This is a genomic window from Escherichia sp. E4742, assembly GCF_005843885.1.
GTDB lineage: Bacteria > Pseudomonadota > Gammaproteobacteria > Enterobacterales > Enterobacteriaceae > Escherichia.
Window position 1 is genome coordinate 1,741,248 of sequence record NZ_CP040443.1, and the last position, 20,226, is coordinate 1,761,473.

The following is a 20,226-nucleotide window of genomic DNA, read 5'->3' on the forward strand; positions in this document are numbered from 1 at the left end:
CTAAAAACAACTAAAATTCAATAAATTGCACCGATGCGTAGACCCTATAAGCTTACGCATCGGGCAACTGTAATCACGCCATTGTCCCAATCGTCTTCCTGAATCGCAGCAGCGCGATGGTGAAAAACGCGCCGCCAATTGCCATCAGTGTCAGGAACTGCGGCCAGACGATTTCGAATCCGGCGCCACGGTAGAGTATGGCCTGCGCGAGGCTGACAAAGTGTGTCGTCGGCATGGTCAGCATAATGTCCTGCACCATCTGCGGCATACTTTCACGCGGCGTGGATCCACCGGAAAGCATTTGTAACGGTAGCAATACCAGAATCACCAGCAGCCCCAGTTGCGGCATTGAACGCGCGATCGTCCCCATAAAAATGCCGATTGACGTGGTGGCAAACAGACTGAGCGCCACGCCCAGCATAAACAGCGGGATCGAACCTTCAATCGGTACGCCCAGCACGCCTTTCACCATCAGCACCAGCGATAATCCCGATACCACCAGCACCACCAGCCCCATCGACCAGACCTTCGCCATCATGATCTCAAACGGCGTTATCGGCATAACCAGTAAATGTTCCACCGTGCCGTGTTCACGCTCGCGGATCAGCGCCGATCCGGTCAGCACAATCGCCAACATGGTAATGTTGTTGATGATCGCCATCACCCCGCCAAACCACGCGGGATCGAGGTTCGGGTTAAAGCGCATCCGGGTTTCCAGCGATACCAACGGTTCGCTGTTATCACGGTAGCGCGCGACAAAGCTGTTCACTTCACCGTTGATAATATTCTGGATATACCCGTTGCCAGTGAATGCCTGGCTCATGCGCGTGGCATCGACGTTCACCTGAATATCCGGCTGGCGTCCGGCGAGGACATCACGCTGAAAATTAGGCGGAATATTTATCGCGAAGGTATAGCGTCCGGCGTCCAGTCCGGCATCCATCTCATCGGCGGTGATCATCTCCGGCGGCAAAAACCACGGGCGGTAGAAGCTGTTAACGATCCGGTTCGACAACTGCGATTGATCCATATCGGCAATGGCGATCGGCGCGAGGTTCAACGATCCTGGCGTGACGGTCGCTGACGAATACACCGACACCGTAAACGAGAAGACAATCAGCGTCAGCATCGCTTTATCACCGAGCAGACTGCGCAACTCTTTGATACCCAGATTAAAAATATTGCGTAAATGGCGCATCATCCCTCCTGTTTTTTCAGCAGCAGGATGCTTAAGCCCATCACCAGCGGTATGGCTATCAGCAACGGGATAAAAAGTTGCCACAAATCAGTCAGATCAAGCGCCTTCGAGAACGTCCCGCGGGCGATAGTCAGAAAATGACTGGTAGGGTAAACCTCGCCGATCCAACGCCCCGGCCCTTCCAGCGAAGCTACCGGATCGATCATCCCGGAAAACTGCGTCGCCGGAATCAACGTGATAATCGCCGTACCGAAAATGGCGGCAATCTGGCTTTTCATAAAGGTAGAGATCAGCAGCCCCATTCCGGTGGCAATGATGATATACAGCAGCGCCGCCAGGGTGAGCGTCAGAAAACTGCCTTTATGCGGTACGCCAAACACAAACACTGACAGGGCGCAGAGCAGGAAAAAGTTCAGCATCCCCAGCGCGATGTACGGCAGTTGTTTGCCAAGCAAAAATTCGCTACGGGTGGTGGGGGTCACGTAAAGGTTGATAATCGACCCCAACTCTTTTTCCCGCACCACGCTAAGGGCGCTTAGCATTGACGGGATCATCATCAGCAACAGCGGGATCACTGCCGGAACAATCGCTGGCAGGCTTTTTACATCCGGGTTATAGCGGTAGCGCGTCTCAATATTCATCAGCCCGCTTTGGCTGGCGGGCGTCGATTGCCGACTCGCCACATCCTGTAGCCAGCTCTGGTGCATCGCCTGCACGTAACCTTTTACCGTTTCGGCACGGCTGGGCATCGCACCGTCGATCCAGACACCGAGTTCCACAAGCGTACCGCGCGCGATATCGCGCCCGAAATTGGGTGGGATCTCAATCGCCACCGTGATATCGCCCGCACGCATCCGGCGATCAAGCTCGTCATAACTGGTGAGCGGCGGCTGTTCGATAAAGTAACGGGAACCGGAGAGATTGAGCGTCCACGCCTGGCTACTGACGGTCTGGTCGCGGTCGAGCACCGCAAAGCGCAGGTTTTCCACATCCATACTGATGCCGTAACCCATTATCAGCATCAGGATCACCGTTCCCATCAGCGCCAGCGTCGAACGCACCGGATCGCGACGCAGTTCCAGTGCTTCGCGGCGGCTGTAGCTAAACAGACGGCGCAGGCTAAATCCCTGACGCGGCGCGTGGGTGGTGTCATGTACCACGGGCGGCGCTTCGGTTTCGTTGCTCTGCCCTGCCGCTTCCTGCAAACAGGCGATAAATGCCTCTTCCAGACTGGCGGCTCCGCGTTTCTCAACCAGCTCTTGCGGTGTACCGCTGGCGAGCACTTTTCCGGCGTGCATCAGTGAGATACGGTCGCAGCGTTCCGCTTCGTTCATAAAGTGGGTGGAGATAAAAATGGTTACTTTGTCCTGGCGCGAGAGATCGACCATCAACTGCCAGAACATATCCCTCGCCACCGGATCGACACCAGAAGTAGGCTCATCGAGGATTAACATCTCCGGGCGATGAATCACCGCCACCGCCAGCGAAAGGCGCTGACGAATGCCGAGCGGCAATGACTCAGGCAGCACATCTTCAACGTCGTTGAGCTTAAAACGCTCGCTCATTTCAGCCACTCGCGCGGGAATTTCCGCTTCCGGGATGTGAAACAGACGAGCATGTAACTCCAGGTTTTGCCGCACGGTGAGTTCGTTATAGAGCGAAAACGCCTGCGACATATAGCCCACCCGACGGCGAGTATCGATATCTTTTGGATCAACCGGTTGTCCGAACAGCCACGCCTCACCTTCGCTGGCGGGCAGCAGTCCGGTAAGCATTTTCATGGTGGTGGATTTACCGCAGCCGTTCGAACCGAGGAAGCCAAAAATCTCCCCGCGTGGAATGCGGAAATTGACGTGATCAACGGCAACGAAGGAACCAAAACGCATGGTCAGATCGCGCGCTTCGATGGCAATCTCTGCGTTTTCAGGTTGATATGGTGGGATCACTACCGCCTGATGCGCCTGGCGTTGCGCTTGCGGTAACAGATTAATAAATGCTTCTTCCAGCGTGGCGCTTTGCGTTTGCTGCCGCAGCTCTTCGGCGCTGCCAGTTGCCAGCACTTCTCCGGCATTCATCGCTACCAGCCAGTCGAAGCGTTCGGCCTCTTCCATGTAGGCGGTGGCGACCAACACGCTCATGTTGCTTTGTCGCTGGCGAATGCTATCGATCAGATCCCAGAACTGGGCGCGGGAGAGCGGGTCAACCCCCGTTGTTGGCTCATCAAGAATCAACAGTTCCGGGTCGTGGATTAACGCGCAGCATAACCCAAGTTTTTGCTTCATCCCGCCGGAGAGCTTCCCCGCAGGACGATCGCGAAACGGTGCTAACCCGGTGCTGGTCAGCAGCTCATTGATTCGGACTTCCCGCTCCGCTTTGTCGTGACCGAACAGGCGGGCGAAAAAATCGACGTTTTCATACACCGACAAAGTGTGGTAGAGGTTTTTGCCCAGCCCTTGCGGCATCCAGGCGATGCGCGGGCAGACGTCGCGGCGATGCTTCGGGTCGCGCATATCGCCGCCCAGTACCATCACGTTGCCCTGCTCAATGACGCGGGCACCGGAAATCAGCGATAACAAACTCGACTTCCCGACGCCGTCCGGGCCAATCAGCCCGACCATGCAGCGTGCCGGAATATCGAGAGTGATATTGTTCAGCGCAACGGTTTTTCCATAATGCTGGCTCACGTCCGCCAGTTGCGCGACAGGCGGGACGGGAACCAGTTCCAGATGCGTCATTGCGGCAACCTCACCACCAGGTCTTCAGGCCACGGACGTTCTTCGTTCACCCGCACCCACGCCACGCCCGGCAAACCCGTTTTGACATATTCCAGATGTTGCTGGAGTAATTCCGGTGGGATACGCGCTTTGACACGGAACATCAGTTTCAGCCGCTCATCGCTGGTTTCGACGGTTTTTGGCGTGAACTGGGCGACGCTGGCGACAAAACTGATGGTCGCAGGAATACGCAAATCTGGCGCGGCATCGAGGATCAACCGGGCTTCACCACCCAGTTTCAGCGTGCCCGCCTGTTCGGTTGGCAGGAAGAAGGTCATATAGACGTCGCTGAGATCGACCATATTCAGCACCCGACCGCCTGCCGCCAGCACTTCGCCTGGCTCGGCAACCCGATACTGCACGCGTCCGTCACGCGGGGCTTTCAGTTCACTGTCATCGATATCTGCGGCAATGCGCCGCTCAGTGGCTTGTGCCGCTTCGACGCGTGTTTGCGCCTGAATGATATTGGTGCGTGCCGCCTCTATAGCGGCTTTAGAAGCCGAAACCTGGGCTTTTGCCGATTCCAGCGCAGCACGGGCGCTTTCGGCGGCGGCGCGGTCATCATCCAGTTGTTGCGCAGAAATAGCTCCACTATGGGCGAGCGAGCGGGAACGCGTATGACGTTTGGCTACGGAGTCCAGTTCAGCCTGGCGTTGATTAACCAGCGACTGTGCGGCACGAGTTTCACTTTGCCGCTGCTCCAGCAAAGCCTGCGCGGCAGCAACGGCACTTTGCGCCTCTTTGATTTGCGCGATGGCTTCCAGTCGCTGCTCCTGCAACACGCGAGTATCCATCTTCGCCAGCACTTCACCTTCACGGACAAACTGCCCCTCTTTCACCAGAATGGTGTCAATACGCCCGGCAATTTTACTGGCGATATCCACTTCCGTCGCTTCAATACGACCATTACTGACGGCAAAGCCTTCCGGCACACCTGCCGGACGCAATAACCACCACGCCACGGCGACTGCAACCGCCAGTAACCCTACAACCCACCATGCCAGATGGCGCTTAATATTATCCATAATCGACCCGCCATAATCCCTGTAAGCAATCGACGCGTGTTACAACTGCCACCGAACGACGTTCAGTGAATTATTCCATCCGGGATAAGAAGGAAACGGCAAAGGCGGCCAGGGCGCAGAAAACTGAGCGCCAACGGGGAAGGCTTAGTGAAAACGGGTAGTAATGTTGTCATCATCAGCATTCCTGGCCGTAAATGAAACACGCATACTCATAAGTGAAATCAATTAAATACTAACAGTTATATTCATGTTGTCTATTTGATTACCATCAGCTTGTGATACATCGCGATGTTCTTCTGTTCGATAGCGTTTTTAACCAAAAATCTTCTGCACAGGTTCTCAGGTACTACTGCGCAGGTTTCCGTAACAGAAAACCCGATGACTATCACATAGCGTTATTATCGCCGAGGTGCAAATATCTACCGAAAGTGAAATATTTTTTGAAAAGATGATAGATGATAAATGCTTGTGTATTAAATAAAGCAATCTCGAACAAGGTCGTTTAAAGCAACAAAATAAAAATAGGATAAAGATATTAACTCGGAATTTACCTTAGGATAAATATTTATTTGTCAGCATTAACTCACATCTAAAACTTAACACTCAGGGCAATAAATCCGGCTATAGTAAAGTTACTTGTTACATTTGGTGGTATCTCATTGTTATATTTAACTGACTAAAAATACTACTGATACGCTTTCTTATATTAGCAGAAAGTACACATGGAGTTTAAAATGAATATATATATCGGATGGCTATTTAAATTAATTCCTTTAATTATGGGGATAATATGTATTGCATTGGGTGATTTTGTATTAGCAGGTTCCGGGCAAAGTGAGTATTTTGTGGCGGGGCATGTGCTTATTTCGCTTTCTGCAATATGCCTGGCGTTGTTCACTACGGCATTTATTATTATTTCGCAGTTAACGCATGGTGTGAATAAGCTCTACAACACACTTTTTCCTGTTATTGGTTACGCTGGGTCTGTCGCAACTATGATTTGGGGATGGTTACTGCTGGCAAGTGATAATGTCATGGCCGATGAATTTGTTGCCGGGCATGTTATTTTCGGTGTTGGGATGATTGCTGCCTGCGTATCAACCGTGGCGGCGTCTTCTGGGCATTTTCTGCTGATCCCCAAAAACGCCTCGGGCAGTAAGAGTGATGGTACGCCGTTGCAGGCTTATTCTTCAACAATCGGTAACTGCTTAATTGCCATTCCCGTTCTGCTTACTCTCTTTGGTTTCATTTGGTCAGTTGCGCTGTTACGTAGTGCAAATATTACAGCGCATTATGTTGCAGGCCATGTACTACTGGGGCTAACCGCAATTTGCGCTTGTCTTATTGGCCTGGTCGCCACCATTGTTCATCAAACGCGGAACACATTCTCAGCGAAAGAACATTGGCTGTGGTGTTATTGGGTTATTTTGCTCGGCTCACTTACCGTTATTCAGGGGATCTACGTTTTAGTCAGTTCTGATGAAAGTGCCAGACTGGCACCCGGCATTATTCTCATCTGTCTGGGGATGATCTGCTACAGTATTTTCTCCAAAGTGTGGCTGTTGGCGTTGGTATGGCGACGCACCTGTTCGTTAGCCAACAGAATACCCATGATTCCGGTATTTACCTGTCTGTTTTGCCTGTTCCTCGCAGCGTTCCTTGCTGAAATTGCGCAAACCGATATGGCTTATTTTATTCCTTCGCGAGTTTTGGTTGGCTTAGGTGCAGTGTGTTTTACACTGTTTTCCATCGTTTCTATATTAGAAGCGGGTTCTGCGAAAAAATAATCACTCTCGCCGGATTGTGGTTATGCTACAGCCCGGCGAATATTAATACTTCCCGTTATTCACGCAGCACTCTTCACGCAGAAAGCTAATAATCCCTTCCAGAACATCATATTGCGAGACACACATCAACGTGCGACTTTCGCGGTTTTGCTTAACCAGACCAACGGAGACCAGCGCCGAGATATGGTGGCTCAAGGTCGATGCGGGGATCGCAAGTTCCTTCTGTAACTCGCCTACCGGCATCCCGCGTTCTCCCGCTTTGACCAGATGACGAAAAATAAACAAACGGGTCGGATGACCTAATTCTTTCAGTGCCTTAGCGACATCTTCCAGTTCCATAAGTAGTTTCTCCGGCTAATTGATATTTCGATAATACCAGAAATATCTTGCTCACCGCTCGTTATTTCGATAATTTTAGAAATATAGTTTTAGCGAGGGTATAAAATGTTTGAATGGTTACCAGGGCTGCGCGACGCCGCCGGGATGTTCCTGTTCTTAGCCGTAGAGCTATCGTTACTTTTTCTTCTTATCAGTGCTGGTGTTAGCGTAATCCGTCAGAAAATCCCGGATCATAAGATCCAGAAAATGATGGGTGCGCGTAAAGGGCGTGGTTATTTGCTGGCAGCAATGTTAGGTGCAGTGACTCCGTTTTGCAGTTGCTCAACCATTCCCATGCTTCGCGGTCTTCTTTCTGCAAAAGCGGGATTTGGCCCAACGCTCACCTTTTTATTTGTTTCACCATTACTCAACCCGATTATCGTCGGGCTAATGTGGGCAACATTTGGCTGGAAGGTAACGTTGCTGTACGCCGTTATTGCGTGCGGCGTTTCGCTGGCCGCCAGTTTGTTACTGGATTTTGTTGGCTTCGAACGATACGTCATACCGGCGAAGGGGAGCAACGCGAGCTGCTGCAAACCAGTGTCCGATAAACCCGTTATTAACTTGCGCTCCGCGACGTTTACACCACAAACCACATCTTGCTGTACCGCAGAACCTGCTGTTAATTGCTGTAGTGCAGCCAAAACGACGCCCCCCAGCCTGCTGACTCAGGCAATAAAGGATGCATGGCTGCAATTTAAAGAAGTGCTTCCCTACCTGTTAATTGGGGTGCTAATTGGCTCATTTATTTACGGCTTTATTCCAGCACAATGGATTGCAGCACATGCCGGAACGGATAATCCACTGGCTATCCCCTTGAGCGCGGTTATAGGTATCCCGCTCTATATACGTGCAGAGGCCGTCATTCCCCTCGCGTCGGTATTAATGACCAAAGGCATGGGGATGGGAGCCGTAATGGCACTCATCATCGGCAGCGCGGGTGCCAGCTTAACAGAAGTTATTTTGCTGAAATCGATGTTTCGCACGCCGATGATTATTGCCTTTCTGATGGTAATTTTAGGAATGGCCGTGGTTATGGGATATGTAACGCAAGCGTTATTTTGAGGCCAAATCCTGCGCACAAGCCCATGCGCTCGACCACGCCCACTGGAAGTTATAGCCCCCCAGCCAGCCGGTGACGTCCATCACTTCACCGATGAAGTACAGCCCCGGCACTTTGCGCGCTTCCATTGTCCGTGATGAGAGTTCGTTGGTGTCCACGCCGCCGAGCGTCACTTCGGCGGTGCGATAGCCTTCGGTGCCGTTGGGTTGTACGCGCCAGTCGGTCAATGTGGTAATCAACACCTGTTGATCACGCACGTTGAGCTGTTTTAGCGGGACGTCCGGGATTTGCCCAAGTTGTTGTAACCGTTCAACCAACCGTTTCGGCAGATGAACCGCCAGCGTGTTTTTCAGGCTCTGATTCGGATGCGCGTTACGCTGTTCATTAAGAAAGGCTTCCAGATCGACATCCGGTAGCAGATTGATGCTGACAAATTCACCCGGTTGCCAGTAGCTGGATATCTGCAATACCGCAGGGCCAGACAAGCCGCGGTGGGTGAAGAGTAAGTTCTCGCGGAATACGGTGCCGTTTTCAGCGGTGATCACCGAAGGCACCGCCACGCCCGCCAGCACCTGTAACTCTTCCAGCAACGGTTTATGCAGGGTGAATGGCACCAGGCCTGCGCGGGTTGGCAACACGTTGAGGCCAAATTGTTCGGCAATCTTATAACCGAACGGCGATGCGCCCAGACCAGGCATCGAGAGACCTCCGGTGGCAATGATCAGTTTATCGCAGCCGACGGTCATACCGTTCAGTTCAAGCGTAAACCCCGTTTCATCCTTTGCCACACTCAGCACTTCGCTGCGCAATCGGAAGGTCACATTACCCTTTTCACACTCATCCACCAGCATGTCGACAATCTGCTGAGCGGAGTCATCACAGAAGAGTTGCCCTAACGTTTTCTCGTGCCAGGCGATGCCGTGTTTATTGACCAGATCAATGAAATCCCACTGGGTAAAACGCGCGAGTGCAGACTTACAAAAATGCGGATTTTGGCTCAGATAGGCGCCTGGCTCGACATAAAGGTTGGTAAAGTTGCAGCGTCCACCGCCAGACATGAGGATTTTGCGCCCGGGTTTTTTACCATTATCAATCAGCAAAACTCTGCGCCCTGCCTGACCTGCCAGCGCAGAACAGAACATACCCGCCGCACCAGCGCCTATAATAATGGCATCAAACCTTTCCACGTTGCGCTCCTCTTAGAAAAAATGGGCGTGAATTGTAAAGATTCCTCAGTGGCCGCACCAGCAGCAATATTACTTAGGGGAAGTATTTGTCTGAATTATATAAGATAATTATTTTTTGAGCGAAATTCATACAGGAGGCAAATCAAAAAAATCTATATTTCACTTTGCCCGCGCCGCGAAAGTCACTGATAATGCGCCGCGTTCATGTCCTCAAAATGGCGTAACGTCCTATGCTACATTTGTTTGCTGGCCTGGATTTGCATACCGGGCTGTTATTATTGCTTGCACTGGCTTTTGTGCTGTTCTACGAAGCCATCAATGGTTTCCATGACACAGCCAACGCCGTGGCAACTGTCATCTATACCCGCGCGATGCGTTCTCAGCTCGCTGTGGTTATGGCGGCAGTGTTCAACTTCTTGGGTGTTTTGCTGGGTGGTCTTAGTGTTGCCTATGCCATTGTGCATATGCTGCCGACGGATCTGCTGCTTAATATGGGATCGTCCCATGGTCTTGCCATGGTGTTCTCTATGTTGCTGGCAGCAATTATCTGGAACCTTGGTACCTGGTACTTTGGTTTACCTGCATCCAGCTCCCATACGCTGATTGGCGCGATCATCGGTATTGGTTTAACCAATGCGTTGATGACCGGGACGTCAGTGGTGGATGCACTCAATATCCCGAAAGTATTAAGTATTTTCGCATCTCTGATCGTTTCCCCTATTGTCGGCCTGGTGTTTGCTGGCGGTCTGATTTTCTTGCTGCGTCGCTACTGGAGCGGCACCAAGAAACGCGCCCGTATCCACCTGACCCCAGCGGAACGTGAAAAGAAAGACGGCAAGAAAAAGCCGCCGTTCTGGACGCGTATCGCGCTGATCCTTTCTGCTATCGGCGTGGCGTTCTCTCACGGCGCGAACGATGGTCAGAAAGGCATTGGTCTGGTTATGTTGGTTCTGATTGGCGTCGCACCAGCGGGCTTCGTGGTGAATATGAATGCCACTGGCTACGAAATCACCCGTACCCGTGATGCCATCAACAATGTGGAAGCTTACTTTGAGCAGCATCCTGCGCTGCTTAAACAGGCGACCGGTGCCGATCAGTTAGTACCGACACCAGAAGCAGGCGCAACACAACCTGCGGAGTTCCATTGCCATCCGTCGAATACCATTAACGCGCTCAACCGCCTGAAAGGCATGCTGACCGCCGATGTGGAAAGCTACGACAAGCTGTCGCTTGACCAACGTAGCCAGATGCGCCGCATTATGCTGTGCGTTTCTGACACTATCGACAAAGTGGTGAAAATGCCTGGCGTCACTGCGGATGATCAGCGTCTGTTGAAGAAACTGAAGTCCGATATGCTGAGCACCATCGAGTATGCTCCGGTGTGGATCATCATGGCGGTCGCGCTGGCGTTAGGTATCGGTACGATGATTGGCTGGCGTCGTGTGGCGACCACTATCGGTGAGAAAATCGGTAAGAAAGGCATGACCTACGCTCAGGGGATGTCTGCTCAGATGACGGCAGCGGTGTCTATCGGTCTGGCGAGTTATACCGGGATGCCGGTTTCCACCACTCACGTACTCTCCTCTTCCGTAGCGGGGACGATGGTGGTTGACGGCGGCGGCTTACAGCGTAAAACCGTAACCAGCATTCTGATGGCCTGGGTGTTTACCCTCCCGGCTGCAGTTCTGCTCTCCGGTGCGCTGTACTGGATCTCCTTGCAGTTCCTGTAATCGCACGCATAAAAACGAGCGGGTCAGTTTACTGGCCCGCTTTTTTTATGCGTTATTACCGTGGCGCTTAATGCCAAATCATCAACGCAATCAGGCTTACCACCACCAGGCCACACAATGCGCTGGTCAGAATAAACTGACGACGCACGCGCTCGCAGCGACGGATAAACTCATCATCGTGATGATCGCGATAACGTTGGGCATAGATATACCAAACGAGACGCACCTGTTTGTTGGGTTGGCCATGTGAGGTAAAAAAGCCCCCTCCATCAACATATTGATAGAGCAATGGATCGCAATTACGCAGTACCACTAACAACGCGCGTAGTGATGAGAAATAGCGCGCCATGTTAACAATGCAAACGACACATAAAGCCCAAAATAATGCGACGGTGCTTATCATACCCCCTCCCCGGCGACCTGCCCGCGGAGTTCCCCTCCGGGGCTACCGCTCCCGATACGCTGCCAATCAGTTAACACCAGGTCCTGGAGAAACCGCTTTTGTGATGACAAACATCCGAGCGGCTCTATAGATAGTGTAGGAGATCAGGTTGTTTTTTTTCCATAAGGTTAACCACTATCAATACATTCATGTAGAAAATTTGATTATCTGATTGGTAAGCAAGGCGGATTGACGGATCAGCCAGGTCGCTATAAGGTAAGGATGGTCTTTTCACTGAATCTTTACGGCTGGGTTAGCCCCGCGCACGTAGTTCGCAGGACGCGGGTGACGTAACGGCACAAGAAACGCAAGCTGGCCAGTCATCTACAACTTTATGGAAGGAGTAACACTATGGCTTATAAACACATTCTCATCGCGGTCGATCTCTCCCCGGAAAGCAAAGTTCTGGTAGAGAAAGCAGTCTCTATGGCTCGCCCCTACAATGCGAAAGTTTCTCTGATCCACGTAGATGTAAACTACTCTGACCTATACACCGGACTTATTGATGTAAATCTGGGTGACATGCAGAAACGCATTTCCGAAGAGACTCATCATGCATTGACCGAACTCTCCACCAACGCAGGATACCCCATCACTGAAACCCTTAGCGGCAGCGGCGATTTGGGTCAGGTTCTGGTTGATGCGATCAAGAAATACGACATGGACCTGGTTGTTTGTGGTCACCACCAGGACTTCTGGAGCAAACTGATGTCTTCCGCGCGTCAGCTGATCAACACCGTTCACGTTGATATGCTGATTGTTCCGCTGCGCGACGAAGAAGAATAATATCTCCCCTACTTGCTCCTGAACGCCCGCTTATGCGGGCGTTCTGCTTTTTGTGTTGTACCCGAATGCGACGTGCGAGTACAAACACGGGAGCGCTCAATCAAGCCGGTGTTCATCCGCAGTCAGAAAGTTCCACTACGCATCGAATAATTCAAATTCACACCCCAACAAAATAGCATTTAGCGCCATCATATCTCAAACAACCAGCATGATTAGCTGGTTGTTTTTTGCTGTGATAGTGCATTAATGCATTCATTACATCAATATTAAGAATTTTAGACGTGTGTAAACTCTTTCGCACGCAATCACTTACGCGTTCATACTTTTCATGATGGTATTGAAAGGCTAAAAATTATGAATACAACAACACCCACTGGGATGCTGCAACAACCTCGCCCATTCTTCATGATCTTTTTTGTCGAACTATGGGAGCGATTCGGTTACTACGGCGTGCAAGGCGTCCTAGCCGTTTTCTTCGTTAAACAGCTCGGTTTCTCGCAAGAACAGGCTTTTGTCACCTTTGGTGCCTTCGCTGCGCTGGTCTATGGCCTTATCTCGATCGGCGGTTATGTTGGCGACCATCTGTTAGGAACTAAACGCACCATTGTCCTTGGGGCAATTGTTCTGGCGATGGGCTACTTCATGACCGGGATGTCGCTACTCAAGCCAGACCTGATATTCATCGCGCTGGGAACAATCGCCGTCGGCAACGGCCTGTTTAAAGCCAACCCGGCAAGCCTGCTTTCGAAGTGCTATCCACCGAAAGATCCACGTCTCGATGGCGCTTTCACCCTGTTCTATATGTCGATCAATATCGGCTCGTTGATTGCGCTGTCGCTAGCACCGGTTATCGCTGACAGATTTGGCTATTCCGTAACCTATAACTTATGCGGAGCAGGATTGATTGTCGCGCTACTGGTTTACATCGCCTGTCGCGGAATGGTGAAAGATATTGGTTCTGAACCAGATTTCCGACCGATGAACTTCAGCAAATTGTTGTACGTGCTACTTGGCAGCGTGGTGATGATTTTCGTTTGCGCATGGCTGATGCACAACGTGGAAGTCGCCAATCTGGTACTGATTGTTCTCTCTATCGTCGTGACCATTATCTTCTTCCGTCAGGCATTCAAGCTGGATAAAACCGGGCGCAATAAGATGTTTGTCGCCTTTGTGCTGATGCTTGAAGCGGTAGTGTTTTACATCCTCTACGCCCAGATGCCAACGTCGCTGAACTTCTTTGCTATCAACAACGTGCATCATGAAATTCTCGGTTTTTCCATCAACCCGGTGAGCTTCCAGGCGCTTAACCCGTTCTGGGTGGTGCTCGCCAGCCCAGTTCTGGCAGGCATTTACACGCATCTGGGTAACAAAGGCAAAGACCTCTCCATGCCGATGAAATTTACCCTCGGTATGTTTATGTGCTCGCTGGGCTTTTTGACAGCCGCCGCAGCGGGAATGTGGTTTGCGGATGCCCAGGGGCTGACATCGCCATGGTTTATCGTGCTGGTTTACTTATTCCAGAGCTTAGGTGAACTGCTTATTAGCGCCCTGGGCCTGGCAATGATTGCCGCTCTGGTGCCACAACATTTGATGGGCTTTATTCTCGGGATGTGGTTCCTTACGCAGGCTGCCGCGTTCTTGCTGGGCGGCTATGTGGCAACATTTACCGCAGTACCAGACAACATTACCGACCCGCTTGAGACGCTGCCTGTCTATACCAACGTGTTTGGTAAGATTGGTCTGGTTACACTGGCCGTTGCAGTAGTGATGCTGTTGATGGTGCCGTGGCTGAAACGAATGATTGAGACGCCGGAAAACCATTGATTATTCTTGCAGAAAACAGGGTAGCGATAACGCTACCCTGTTTTACTTTTACGCCGGTGTACCTGCATAAATATCAAAACGATGCCCTTTGGTGACAACCGCGTTTGGCGTAGCAACATTCGCCAGCGGCGGCGCGTAGTCCGGGCGCTTTACCACCACGCGTTTGGTCGCCAGCAGCCGCGCAGGCTCCAGCAACCCATCGGCGTCGAGATCCGGTCCCACCAGCGACTGAAACACGCGCATCTCTTTTTTCACCAGCGCGCTTTTCTGCTTATGCGGGAACATCGGATCGAGATAGACCACCTGCGGGCGCGGGGTAATATCAGTCAGCGCCGTCAGGCTGGAGGCGTGAATTAACTGCAAACGCTCCTGCAACCAGCCGCCGATCTCCGCATCCGCATAACCACGCGCCAGGCCATCGTCGAGCAATGCAGCAACCACTGGATTACGTTCCAGCATCCGTACGCGGCAGCCGACCGAAGCCAGCACAAAGGCATCGCGACCAAGTCCTGCGGTGGCGTCCACCACGTCCGGCAGATAATCGCCTTTAATGCCCACCGCTTTCGCCACCGCCTCACCGCGGCCACCGCCGAATTTGCGACGGTGCGCCATTGCCCCGCCGACAAAATCAACGAAAATGCCGCCAAGTTTCGGCTCATCGCGCTTGCGCAGTTCCAGATGCTCCGGCGTTAACACCAGCGCCATCAGGTTGTCTTCATCGTGCTCCAGCCCCCAACGGGTCGCCAGAACAGATAAGGCACCGTCTCCGGTGCCTGTTTCATCAATTAAGCAGATTTTCACTGAATGATCAGCCCTTAATGCCGTAATGCTCCAGCATCGCATCCAGTTGCGGTTCACGACCACGGAAGCGTTTGAACAGCTCCATCGGCTCTTCTGAACCGCCACGGCTCAGAATGTTGTCGAGGAACGACTGTCCAGTATCACGGTTGAAAATCCCCTCTTCCTCAAAGCGAGAGAAGGCATCAGCCGCCAGCACATCGGCCCACAGGTAGCTGTAGTAGCCTGCTGCGTAACCACCAGCGAAAATATGGCTGAAAGCGTGCGGGAAGCGGCCCCATGACGGAGACGGTACCACGGCAACCAGTTTCTTGATTTCTGCCAGAGTTTCGAGGATTTTCGCTCCCTGATCCGGGCGGAACTCTGCATGGAGGCGGAAATCGAACAGGCCGAACTCCAGCTGACGCAGAATAAACAGCGCCGCCTGGTAGTTCTTCGCCGCCAGCATTTTATCCAGCAACTCTTTCGGCAGCGGTTCGCCAGTTTCATAGTGACCGGAGATAAACGCCAGCGCCTCCGGCTCCCAGCACCAGTTTTCCATAAACTGGCTCGGCAGTTCGACCGCATCCCACGGCACCCCGCTGATCCCGGAAACACCAGCGGTTTCGATGCGGGTCAGCATATGATGCAGGCCGTGACCGAACTCATGGAACAGAGTAATCACTTCGTCATGGGTAAACAGCGCCGGTTTACCATTTACCGGGCGGTTGAAGTTACAGGTCAGATACGCGACCGGTTTTTGCAGCGAACCGTCTGCTTTACGCATCTGGCCTACGCAGTCATCCATCCACGCCCCGCCGCGCTTGTTTTCACGGGCATACAGGTCGAGGTAGAAGCTGCCACGCAGTTCGTTGTTCTCGTCATACAGTTCGAAGAAACGTACATCCGGATGCCAGACATCAACATCTTTACGCTCTTTAGCGGTGATGCCGTAAATACGTTTCACCACTTCAAACAGGCCGTTAACCGCTTTGTTTTCCGGGAAGTACGGACGCAGCTGTTCGTCACTGATGCTGTAAAGATGCTGTTTTTGTTTTTCGCTGTAGTATGCGATATCCCACGGTTGCAACTCATCGACGCCAAATTCGGCTTTGGCGAAGGCGCGCAGTTGCGCCAGCTCTTTTTCGCCCTGCGGACGCGCGCGTTTTGCCAGATCGGTTAAGAAATCAAGCACCTGCTGCGGGTTTTCTGCCATTTTAGTGGCAAGGGATTTAAAGGCGTAGTTTTCAAAGCCCAGCAGTTGCGCCAGTTCGTGACGCAGCGCGAGGATCTCTTCCATCACCTTGCTGTTATCCCACTTACCGGCATTCGGGCCTTGATCGGAGGCGCGGGTGCTGTAAGCGCGATACATCTCTTCACGCAGGGACTGATTGTCGCAGTAAGTCATTACCGGCAGGTAGCTTGGGATATCCAGCGTCAGCAGGTAGCCTTCCAGTTCTTTCGCTTCGGCCTGGGCTTTTGCCGCAGCCAGCGCGCTTTCTGGCATCCCCGCCAGTTCCGCTTCGTCGGTGACGAGTTTAGTCCAGCCCATCGTCGCATCGAGGACGTTGTTGCTGTACTGGTTGCCCAGCTCAGAAAGACGGGTGGCAATTTCGCCGTAACGCTGCTGTTTCTCTTTCGGCAGACCGATGCCAGAGAGTTCGAAGTCGCGCAGTGCGTTATCAACCGCTTTCTTCTGCGCCGTGTTCAGCGTGGCGTAATGATCACCATCGCGCAGGTCGCGGTATGCTTTATACAGCCCTTCATGTTGCCCTACCCAGGTGCTGTATTCCGACAGCAGCGGCAGGGTTTGTTCGTACGCTTCACGCAGTTCCGGGCTATTTTTCACCGAGTTCAGGTGGCTGACCGGGGAGAAAATACGCCCCAGCACATCGTCCACTTCCGCCAGCGGCTGGCAGAGATTTTCCCAGGTGTACGGTGCCCCTTGCGCTACTACGCGCTCCACATTTTCGCGGCAGTCGTTTAGCGCCTTCGTCACGGCTGGAACGACATGTTCCGGAAGAATTTTAGAAAACGGAGGCAATTCAAAGGGAGTCAGTAACGGATTCGTCATTAGCGCAGTCCTGGTTAAAGAGGTTAAGGAAGCGCTCAACAGGCGCTTTACATAATGTGTGTAGCATGGGGTTAAGTGTAGTGAATTTCAATGAGAAACGTTACGCTTTCGCGGCGGCGGCCTCTTTTCGGTATACTGTCCTGATAGGCTTTTGTGCGCCCCGAATACGGGCCGATTTTTACTTACCGGAACACCTTTACCCATGCTCAGTTATCGCCACAGCTTTCACGCTGGCAACCACGCCGACGTCCTTAAACATACCGTTCAGAGCCTGATCATCGAGTCGCTGAAAGAGAAGGATAAACCGTTTCTCTATCTCGATACCCACGCGGGTGCCGGGCGTTATCAGTTAAGCAGCGAACACGCCGAGCGTACTGGCGAATATCTCGAAGGCATCGCCCGTATCTGGCAGCAGGACGATTTGCCTGCGGAGCTGGAGCCGTACATCAATGTGGTTAAACACTTCAACCGTAGCGGTCAGTTGCGTTACTACCCCGGTTCACCGTTGATTGCTCGCCAGCTACTCCGCGAACAAGACAGCCTGCAACTGACCGAGCTGCACCCGAGCGATTACCCGTTGCTGCGTTCTGAATTTCAGAAAGACAGCCGTGCGCGCGTGGAAAAAGCCGACGGTTTCCAGCAGCTTAAGGCAAAACTGCCGCCGGTTTCCCGCCGTGGTTTAATCCTTATCGACCCGCCGTATGAAATGAAAACCGACTATCAGGCGGTGGTCAGCGGGATAGCAGAAGGCTACAAACGTTTCGCCACTGGCACTTACGCATTGTGGTATCCAGTGGTGCTGCGTCAGCAAATTAAGCGCATGATCCACGACCTGGAAGCAACCGGCATTCGCAAAATTCTGCAAATTGAACTGGCGGTACTGCCAGACAGCGATCGCCGCGGCATGACCGCTTCCGGCATGATTGTGATTAACCCACCGTGGAAGCTGGAACAGCAGATGAATAACGTGCTGCCGTGGCTGCACAGCAAACTGGTTCCGGCTGGCACCGGGCACGCCACCGTAAGCTGGATCGTGCCGGAGTAATTGCAGCCATCGCTGGCACCTATTACGTCTCGCGCTACAATCGCGGTAATCAACGATAAGGACACTCTGTCATGACTAAACACTATGATTACATCGCCATCGGCGGCGGCAGCGGCGGTATCGCCTCCATCAACCGCGCGGCTATGTACGGCCAGAAATGTGCGCTGATTGAAGCCAAAGAACTGGGCGGCACTTGCGTGAATGTTGGCTGCGTGCCGAAAAAAGTGATGTGGCACGCGGCGCAAATTCGTGAAGCGATCCACATGTACGGCCCGGATTATGGCTTTGATACCACCATCAATAAATTCAACTGGGAAACGTTGATCGCCAGCCGTTCTGCCTATATCGACCGTATTCATACTTCCTATGAAAACGTACTCGGTAAAAATAACGTCGATGTAATCAAGGGCTTTGCTCGCTTCGTTGATGCCAAAACGCTGGAAGTTAACGGTGAAACCATTACGGCCGATCATATTCTGATCGCCACCGGTGGTCGTCCAAGCCACCCGGATATTCCGGGCGTGGAATACGGCATTGATTCCGATGGTTTCTTTGCCCTTCCTGCTTTGCCAGAGCGCGTGGCGGTTGTTGGTGCGGGTTACATCGCCGTTGAACTGGCTGGCGTGATTAACGGCCTGGGCGCGAAAACGCATCTGTTTGTGCGTAAACATGCGCCGCTGCGCAGCTTCGACCCGATGATCACTGAAACGCTGGTCGAAGTGATGAACGCTGAAGGCCCACAGTTGCATACCAATGCCATCCCGAAAGCGGTGGTAAAAAATGCCGACGGCAGCCTGACGCTGGAGCTGGAAGATGGTCGCAGTGAAACGGTGGATTGCCTGATTTGGGCGATTGGTCGCGAGCCTGCCAATGACAACATCAACCTCGAAGCCGCTGGCGTTAAAACCAACGAAAAAGGCTATATCGTCGTCGACAAATATCAAAACACCAACGTTGAAGGTATTTACGCGGTAGGCGATAACACGGGTGCAGTGGAACTGACACCGGTCGCGGTGGCGGCAGGTCGCCGTCTCTCTGAACGCCTGTTTAACAACAAGCCGGACGAGCATCTGGATTACAGCAACATTCCGACCGTGGTCTTCAGCCATCCGCCGATTGGTACTGTCGGTTTAACGGAACCACAGGCGCGCGAGCAGTACGGCGACGACCAGGTGAAAGTGTATAAATCCTCTTTCACCGCGATGTATACCGCAGTCACCACTCACCGCCAGCCGTGCCGCATGAAGCTGGTATGCGTTGGGCCAGAAGAGAAGATTGTCGGTATTCACGGCATTGGTTTTGGCATGGACGAAATGTTGCAGGGCTTCGCGGTGGCGCTGAAGATGGGCGCAACCAAGAAAGACTTTGACAACACTGTCGCCATTCACCCAACGGCAGCAGAAGAGTTCGTGACCATGCGTTAAATGTTAAAGGGCTAAGAGTAGTGTGCTCTTAGCCCTTAGCTACGTTTCCGCTATCAGTTCAGAAGCTGAAGCAGAAAGCGGATCAGTTCCAGCAGCGCAATTAACGCCCCAAGAACGACGATTGCTTTATCAATCACCCGTTTTCTCCATGCGATGGAGTGAGAATGCATCCGCTTACTCATCCATTGCCTGTCACGGTGCATGTCCCATTGTTAGATGACAACTATCTCACTCCGGCCAGAGCATCAGTTAACGGCACCACCCGTACTTCTGACCAGGACTTTGAAAGCGTTTATGCGCATTGCCAGAGTGAAAATGTCTCAGAGCTAACTGGATAATCATACAGTACATGCAGGTTATAAAACCAGCACGTCCTTGCAATAGTTTCAGTATGGTATTAGCATTGATGCGTTAGATGATGACTATCTCGCTCCAGCCAGAGCCACCAACTCTGGGCTGGAAAGTAAAAAACCGACGACAAGTCGGTTTTTTTACGTCCTGATTCGGACAAGGCTTAGTACGGCGGCGACCCGATGAAAGTATATAAATCGTCTTTCACCACCATGTATAGCAAACTGTCCCTTCGCCAGCTAAAGAAATCGCTAACGCTTGCAATGTCAGCCACTGGCTAATAGTATTAAACTGTTAGATAAGAGCTCTCTCACTCCGGCCAGAGCCACCAACTCAGGCTGAAGAGTAAAAAACCGACGCA

General features: G+C 52.3%; 18 protein-coding genes. 8 read left to right on the forward strand and 10 right to left on the reverse strand.

The features are described from left to right. Window positions 1-73: 73 nt before the first annotated feature. The 4 genes from FEM44_RS08505 to FEM44_RS25270 form a co-directional block, all read right to left on the reverse strand. A complete protein-coding gene (locus tag FEM44_RS08505; protein ID WP_001314210.1) occupies window positions 74-1,198 on the reverse strand; it encodes an ABC transporter permease in 1,125 nt (374 codons plus the stop codon). Then, entirely contained in the window at window positions 1,198-3,933 is a 2,736-nt protein-coding gene (gene rbbA / locus FEM44_RS08510) for a ribosome-associated ATPase/putative transporter RbbA (RefSeq protein ID WP_135523883.1), read from the reverse strand. Before rbbA ends, FEM44_RS08505 begins: the two co-directional genes overlap by 1 nt. Next, entirely contained in the window at window positions 3,930-4,997 is a 1,068-nt protein-coding gene (locus tag FEM44_RS08515) for an HlyD family secretion protein (RefSeq protein WP_135523882.1), read from the reverse strand. The genes rbbA and FEM44_RS08515 overlap by 4 nt, the downstream gene beginning before the upstream one ends. A gap of 62 nt (window positions 4,998-5,059) precedes the next feature. Next, window positions 5,060-5,173 (reverse strand): hypothetical protein, encoded by a 114-nt coding sequence (locus FEM44_RS25270; RefSeq protein ID WP_217496768.1) that lies wholly within the window; start codon window positions 5,171-5,173, stop codon window positions 5,060-5,062. 558 nt (window positions 5,174-5,731) lie between these two features. On the opposite strand from FEM44_RS25270, the gene FEM44_RS08525 reads away from it, so the two are divergent. After that, the gene (locus tag FEM44_RS08525; RefSeq protein WP_135523881.1) at window positions 5,732-6,784 is read left to right on the forward strand and encodes a DUF2776 family protein; all 1,053 of its coding nucleotides are present in this window, start codon (window positions 5,732-5,734) and stop codon (window positions 6,782-6,784) included. Between the two features lie 42 nt (window positions 6,785-6,826). On the opposite strand, the gene FEM44_RS08530 is transcribed toward FEM44_RS08525, so the two are convergent. Further along, window positions 6,827-7,123 carry an ArsR/SmtB family transcription factor gene (locus tag FEM44_RS08530; protein WP_000418114.1) on the reverse strand — a complete coding sequence of 99 codons (297 nt, stop codon included), beginning with the start codon at window positions 7,121-7,123 and terminating at the stop codon, window positions 6,827-6,829. A 105-nt stretch (window positions 7,124-7,228) separates the two neighbouring features. Between FEM44_RS08530 and FEM44_RS08535 the strand changes: the two genes are divergently transcribed. Beyond that, window positions 7,229-8,227 (forward strand): permease, encoded by a 999-nt coding sequence (locus FEM44_RS08535; RefSeq protein ID WP_135523880.1) that lies wholly within the window; start codon window positions 7,229-7,231, stop codon window positions 8,225-8,227. Here FEM44_RS08535 and FEM44_RS08540 read toward each other — a convergent pair. Then, window positions 8,219-9,412: an NAD(P)/FAD-dependent oxidoreductase gene (locus FEM44_RS08540; protein ID WP_135523879.1), complete on the reverse strand. Its 1,194-nt coding sequence runs from the start codon at window positions 9,410-9,412 to the stop codon at window positions 8,219-8,221. The genes FEM44_RS08535 and FEM44_RS08540 overlap by 9 nt on opposite strands. A gap of 230 nt (window positions 9,413-9,642) precedes the next feature. Between FEM44_RS08540 and pitA the strand changes: the two genes are divergently transcribed. Then, window positions 9,643-11,142 (forward strand): inorganic phosphate transporter PitA, encoded by a 1,500-nt coding sequence (gene pitA / locus FEM44_RS08545; protein WP_130217812.1) that lies wholly within the window; start codon window positions 9,643-9,645, stop codon window positions 11,140-11,142. A gap of 67 nt (window positions 11,143-11,209) precedes the next feature. Here the strand turns inward: pitA and uspB are convergent, their stop codons facing one another. Beyond that, window positions 11,210-11,545, reverse strand: coding sequence for a universal stress protein UspB (gene uspB / locus FEM44_RS08550; protein WP_000626187.1), 336 nt, complete (start codon window positions 11,543-11,545; stop codon window positions 11,210-11,212). A 390-nt stretch (window positions 11,546-11,935) separates the two neighbouring features. On the opposite strand from uspB, the gene uspA reads away from it, so the two are divergent. Both uspA and dtpB read left to right on the forward strand, forming a co-directional pair. Then, window positions 11,936-12,370, forward strand: a complete 435-nt coding sequence (gene uspA / locus FEM44_RS08555; RefSeq protein WP_000323571.1) for a universal stress protein UspA — start codon at window positions 11,936-11,938, stop codon at window positions 12,368-12,370. 354 nt (window positions 12,371-12,724) lie between these two features. Further along, on the forward strand, window positions 12,725-14,194 hold the full coding sequence (gene dtpB, locus FEM44_RS08560) for a dipeptide/tripeptide permease DtpB (protein WP_135523878.1): 1,470 nt from the start codon (window positions 12,725-12,727) through the stop codon (window positions 14,192-14,194). A 48-nt stretch (window positions 14,195-14,242) separates the two neighbouring features. Here dtpB and rsmJ read toward each other — a convergent pair whose 3' ends face one another. Continuing rightward, window positions 14,243-14,995: a 16S rRNA (guanine(1516)-N(2))-methyltransferase RsmJ gene (rsmJ, locus tag FEM44_RS08565; protein WP_135523877.1), complete on the reverse strand. Its 753-nt coding sequence runs from the start codon at window positions 14,993-14,995 to the stop codon at window positions 14,243-14,245. 7 nt (window positions 14,996-15,002) lie between these two features. Next, window positions 15,003-17,045: an oligopeptidase A gene (prlC, locus tag FEM44_RS08570; protein ID WP_135523876.1), complete on the reverse strand. Its 2,043-nt coding sequence runs from the start codon at window positions 17,043-17,045 to the stop codon at window positions 15,003-15,005. Window positions 17,046-17,247: 202 nt separating this feature from the next. On the opposite strand from prlC, the gene rlmJ reads away from it, so the two are divergent. Then, the gene (gene rlmJ / locus FEM44_RS08575) at window positions 17,248-18,090 is read left to right on the forward strand and encodes a 23S rRNA (adenine(2030)-N(6))-methyltransferase (RefSeq protein WP_135523875.1); all 843 of its coding nucleotides are present in this window, start codon (window positions 17,248-17,250) and stop codon (window positions 18,088-18,090) included. A gap of 71 nt (window positions 18,091-18,161) precedes the next feature. Continuing rightward, the gene (gene gorA / locus FEM44_RS08580; RefSeq protein ID WP_135523874.1) at window positions 18,162-19,514 is read left to right on the forward strand and encodes a glutathione-disulfide reductase; all 1,353 of its coding nucleotides are present in this window, start codon (window positions 18,162-18,164) and stop codon (window positions 19,512-19,514) included. A gap of 53 nt (window positions 19,515-19,567) precedes the next feature. Here gorA and dinQ read toward each other — a convergent pair whose 3' ends face one another. Beyond that, window positions 19,568-19,651, reverse strand: a complete 84-nt coding sequence (gene dinQ, locus FEM44_RS08585; protein ID WP_135523889.1) for a damage-inducible type I toxin DinQ — start codon at window positions 19,649-19,651, stop codon at window positions 19,568-19,570. Between the two features lie 27 nt (window positions 19,652-19,678). On the opposite strand from dinQ, the gene FEM44_RS25140 reads away from it, so the two are divergent. After that, on the forward strand, window positions 19,679-19,852 hold the full coding sequence (locus tag FEM44_RS25140; protein ID WP_167850687.1) for a hypothetical protein: 174 nt from the start codon (window positions 19,679-19,681) through the stop codon (window positions 19,850-19,852). Window positions 19,853-20,226 lie beyond the last annotated feature (374 nt).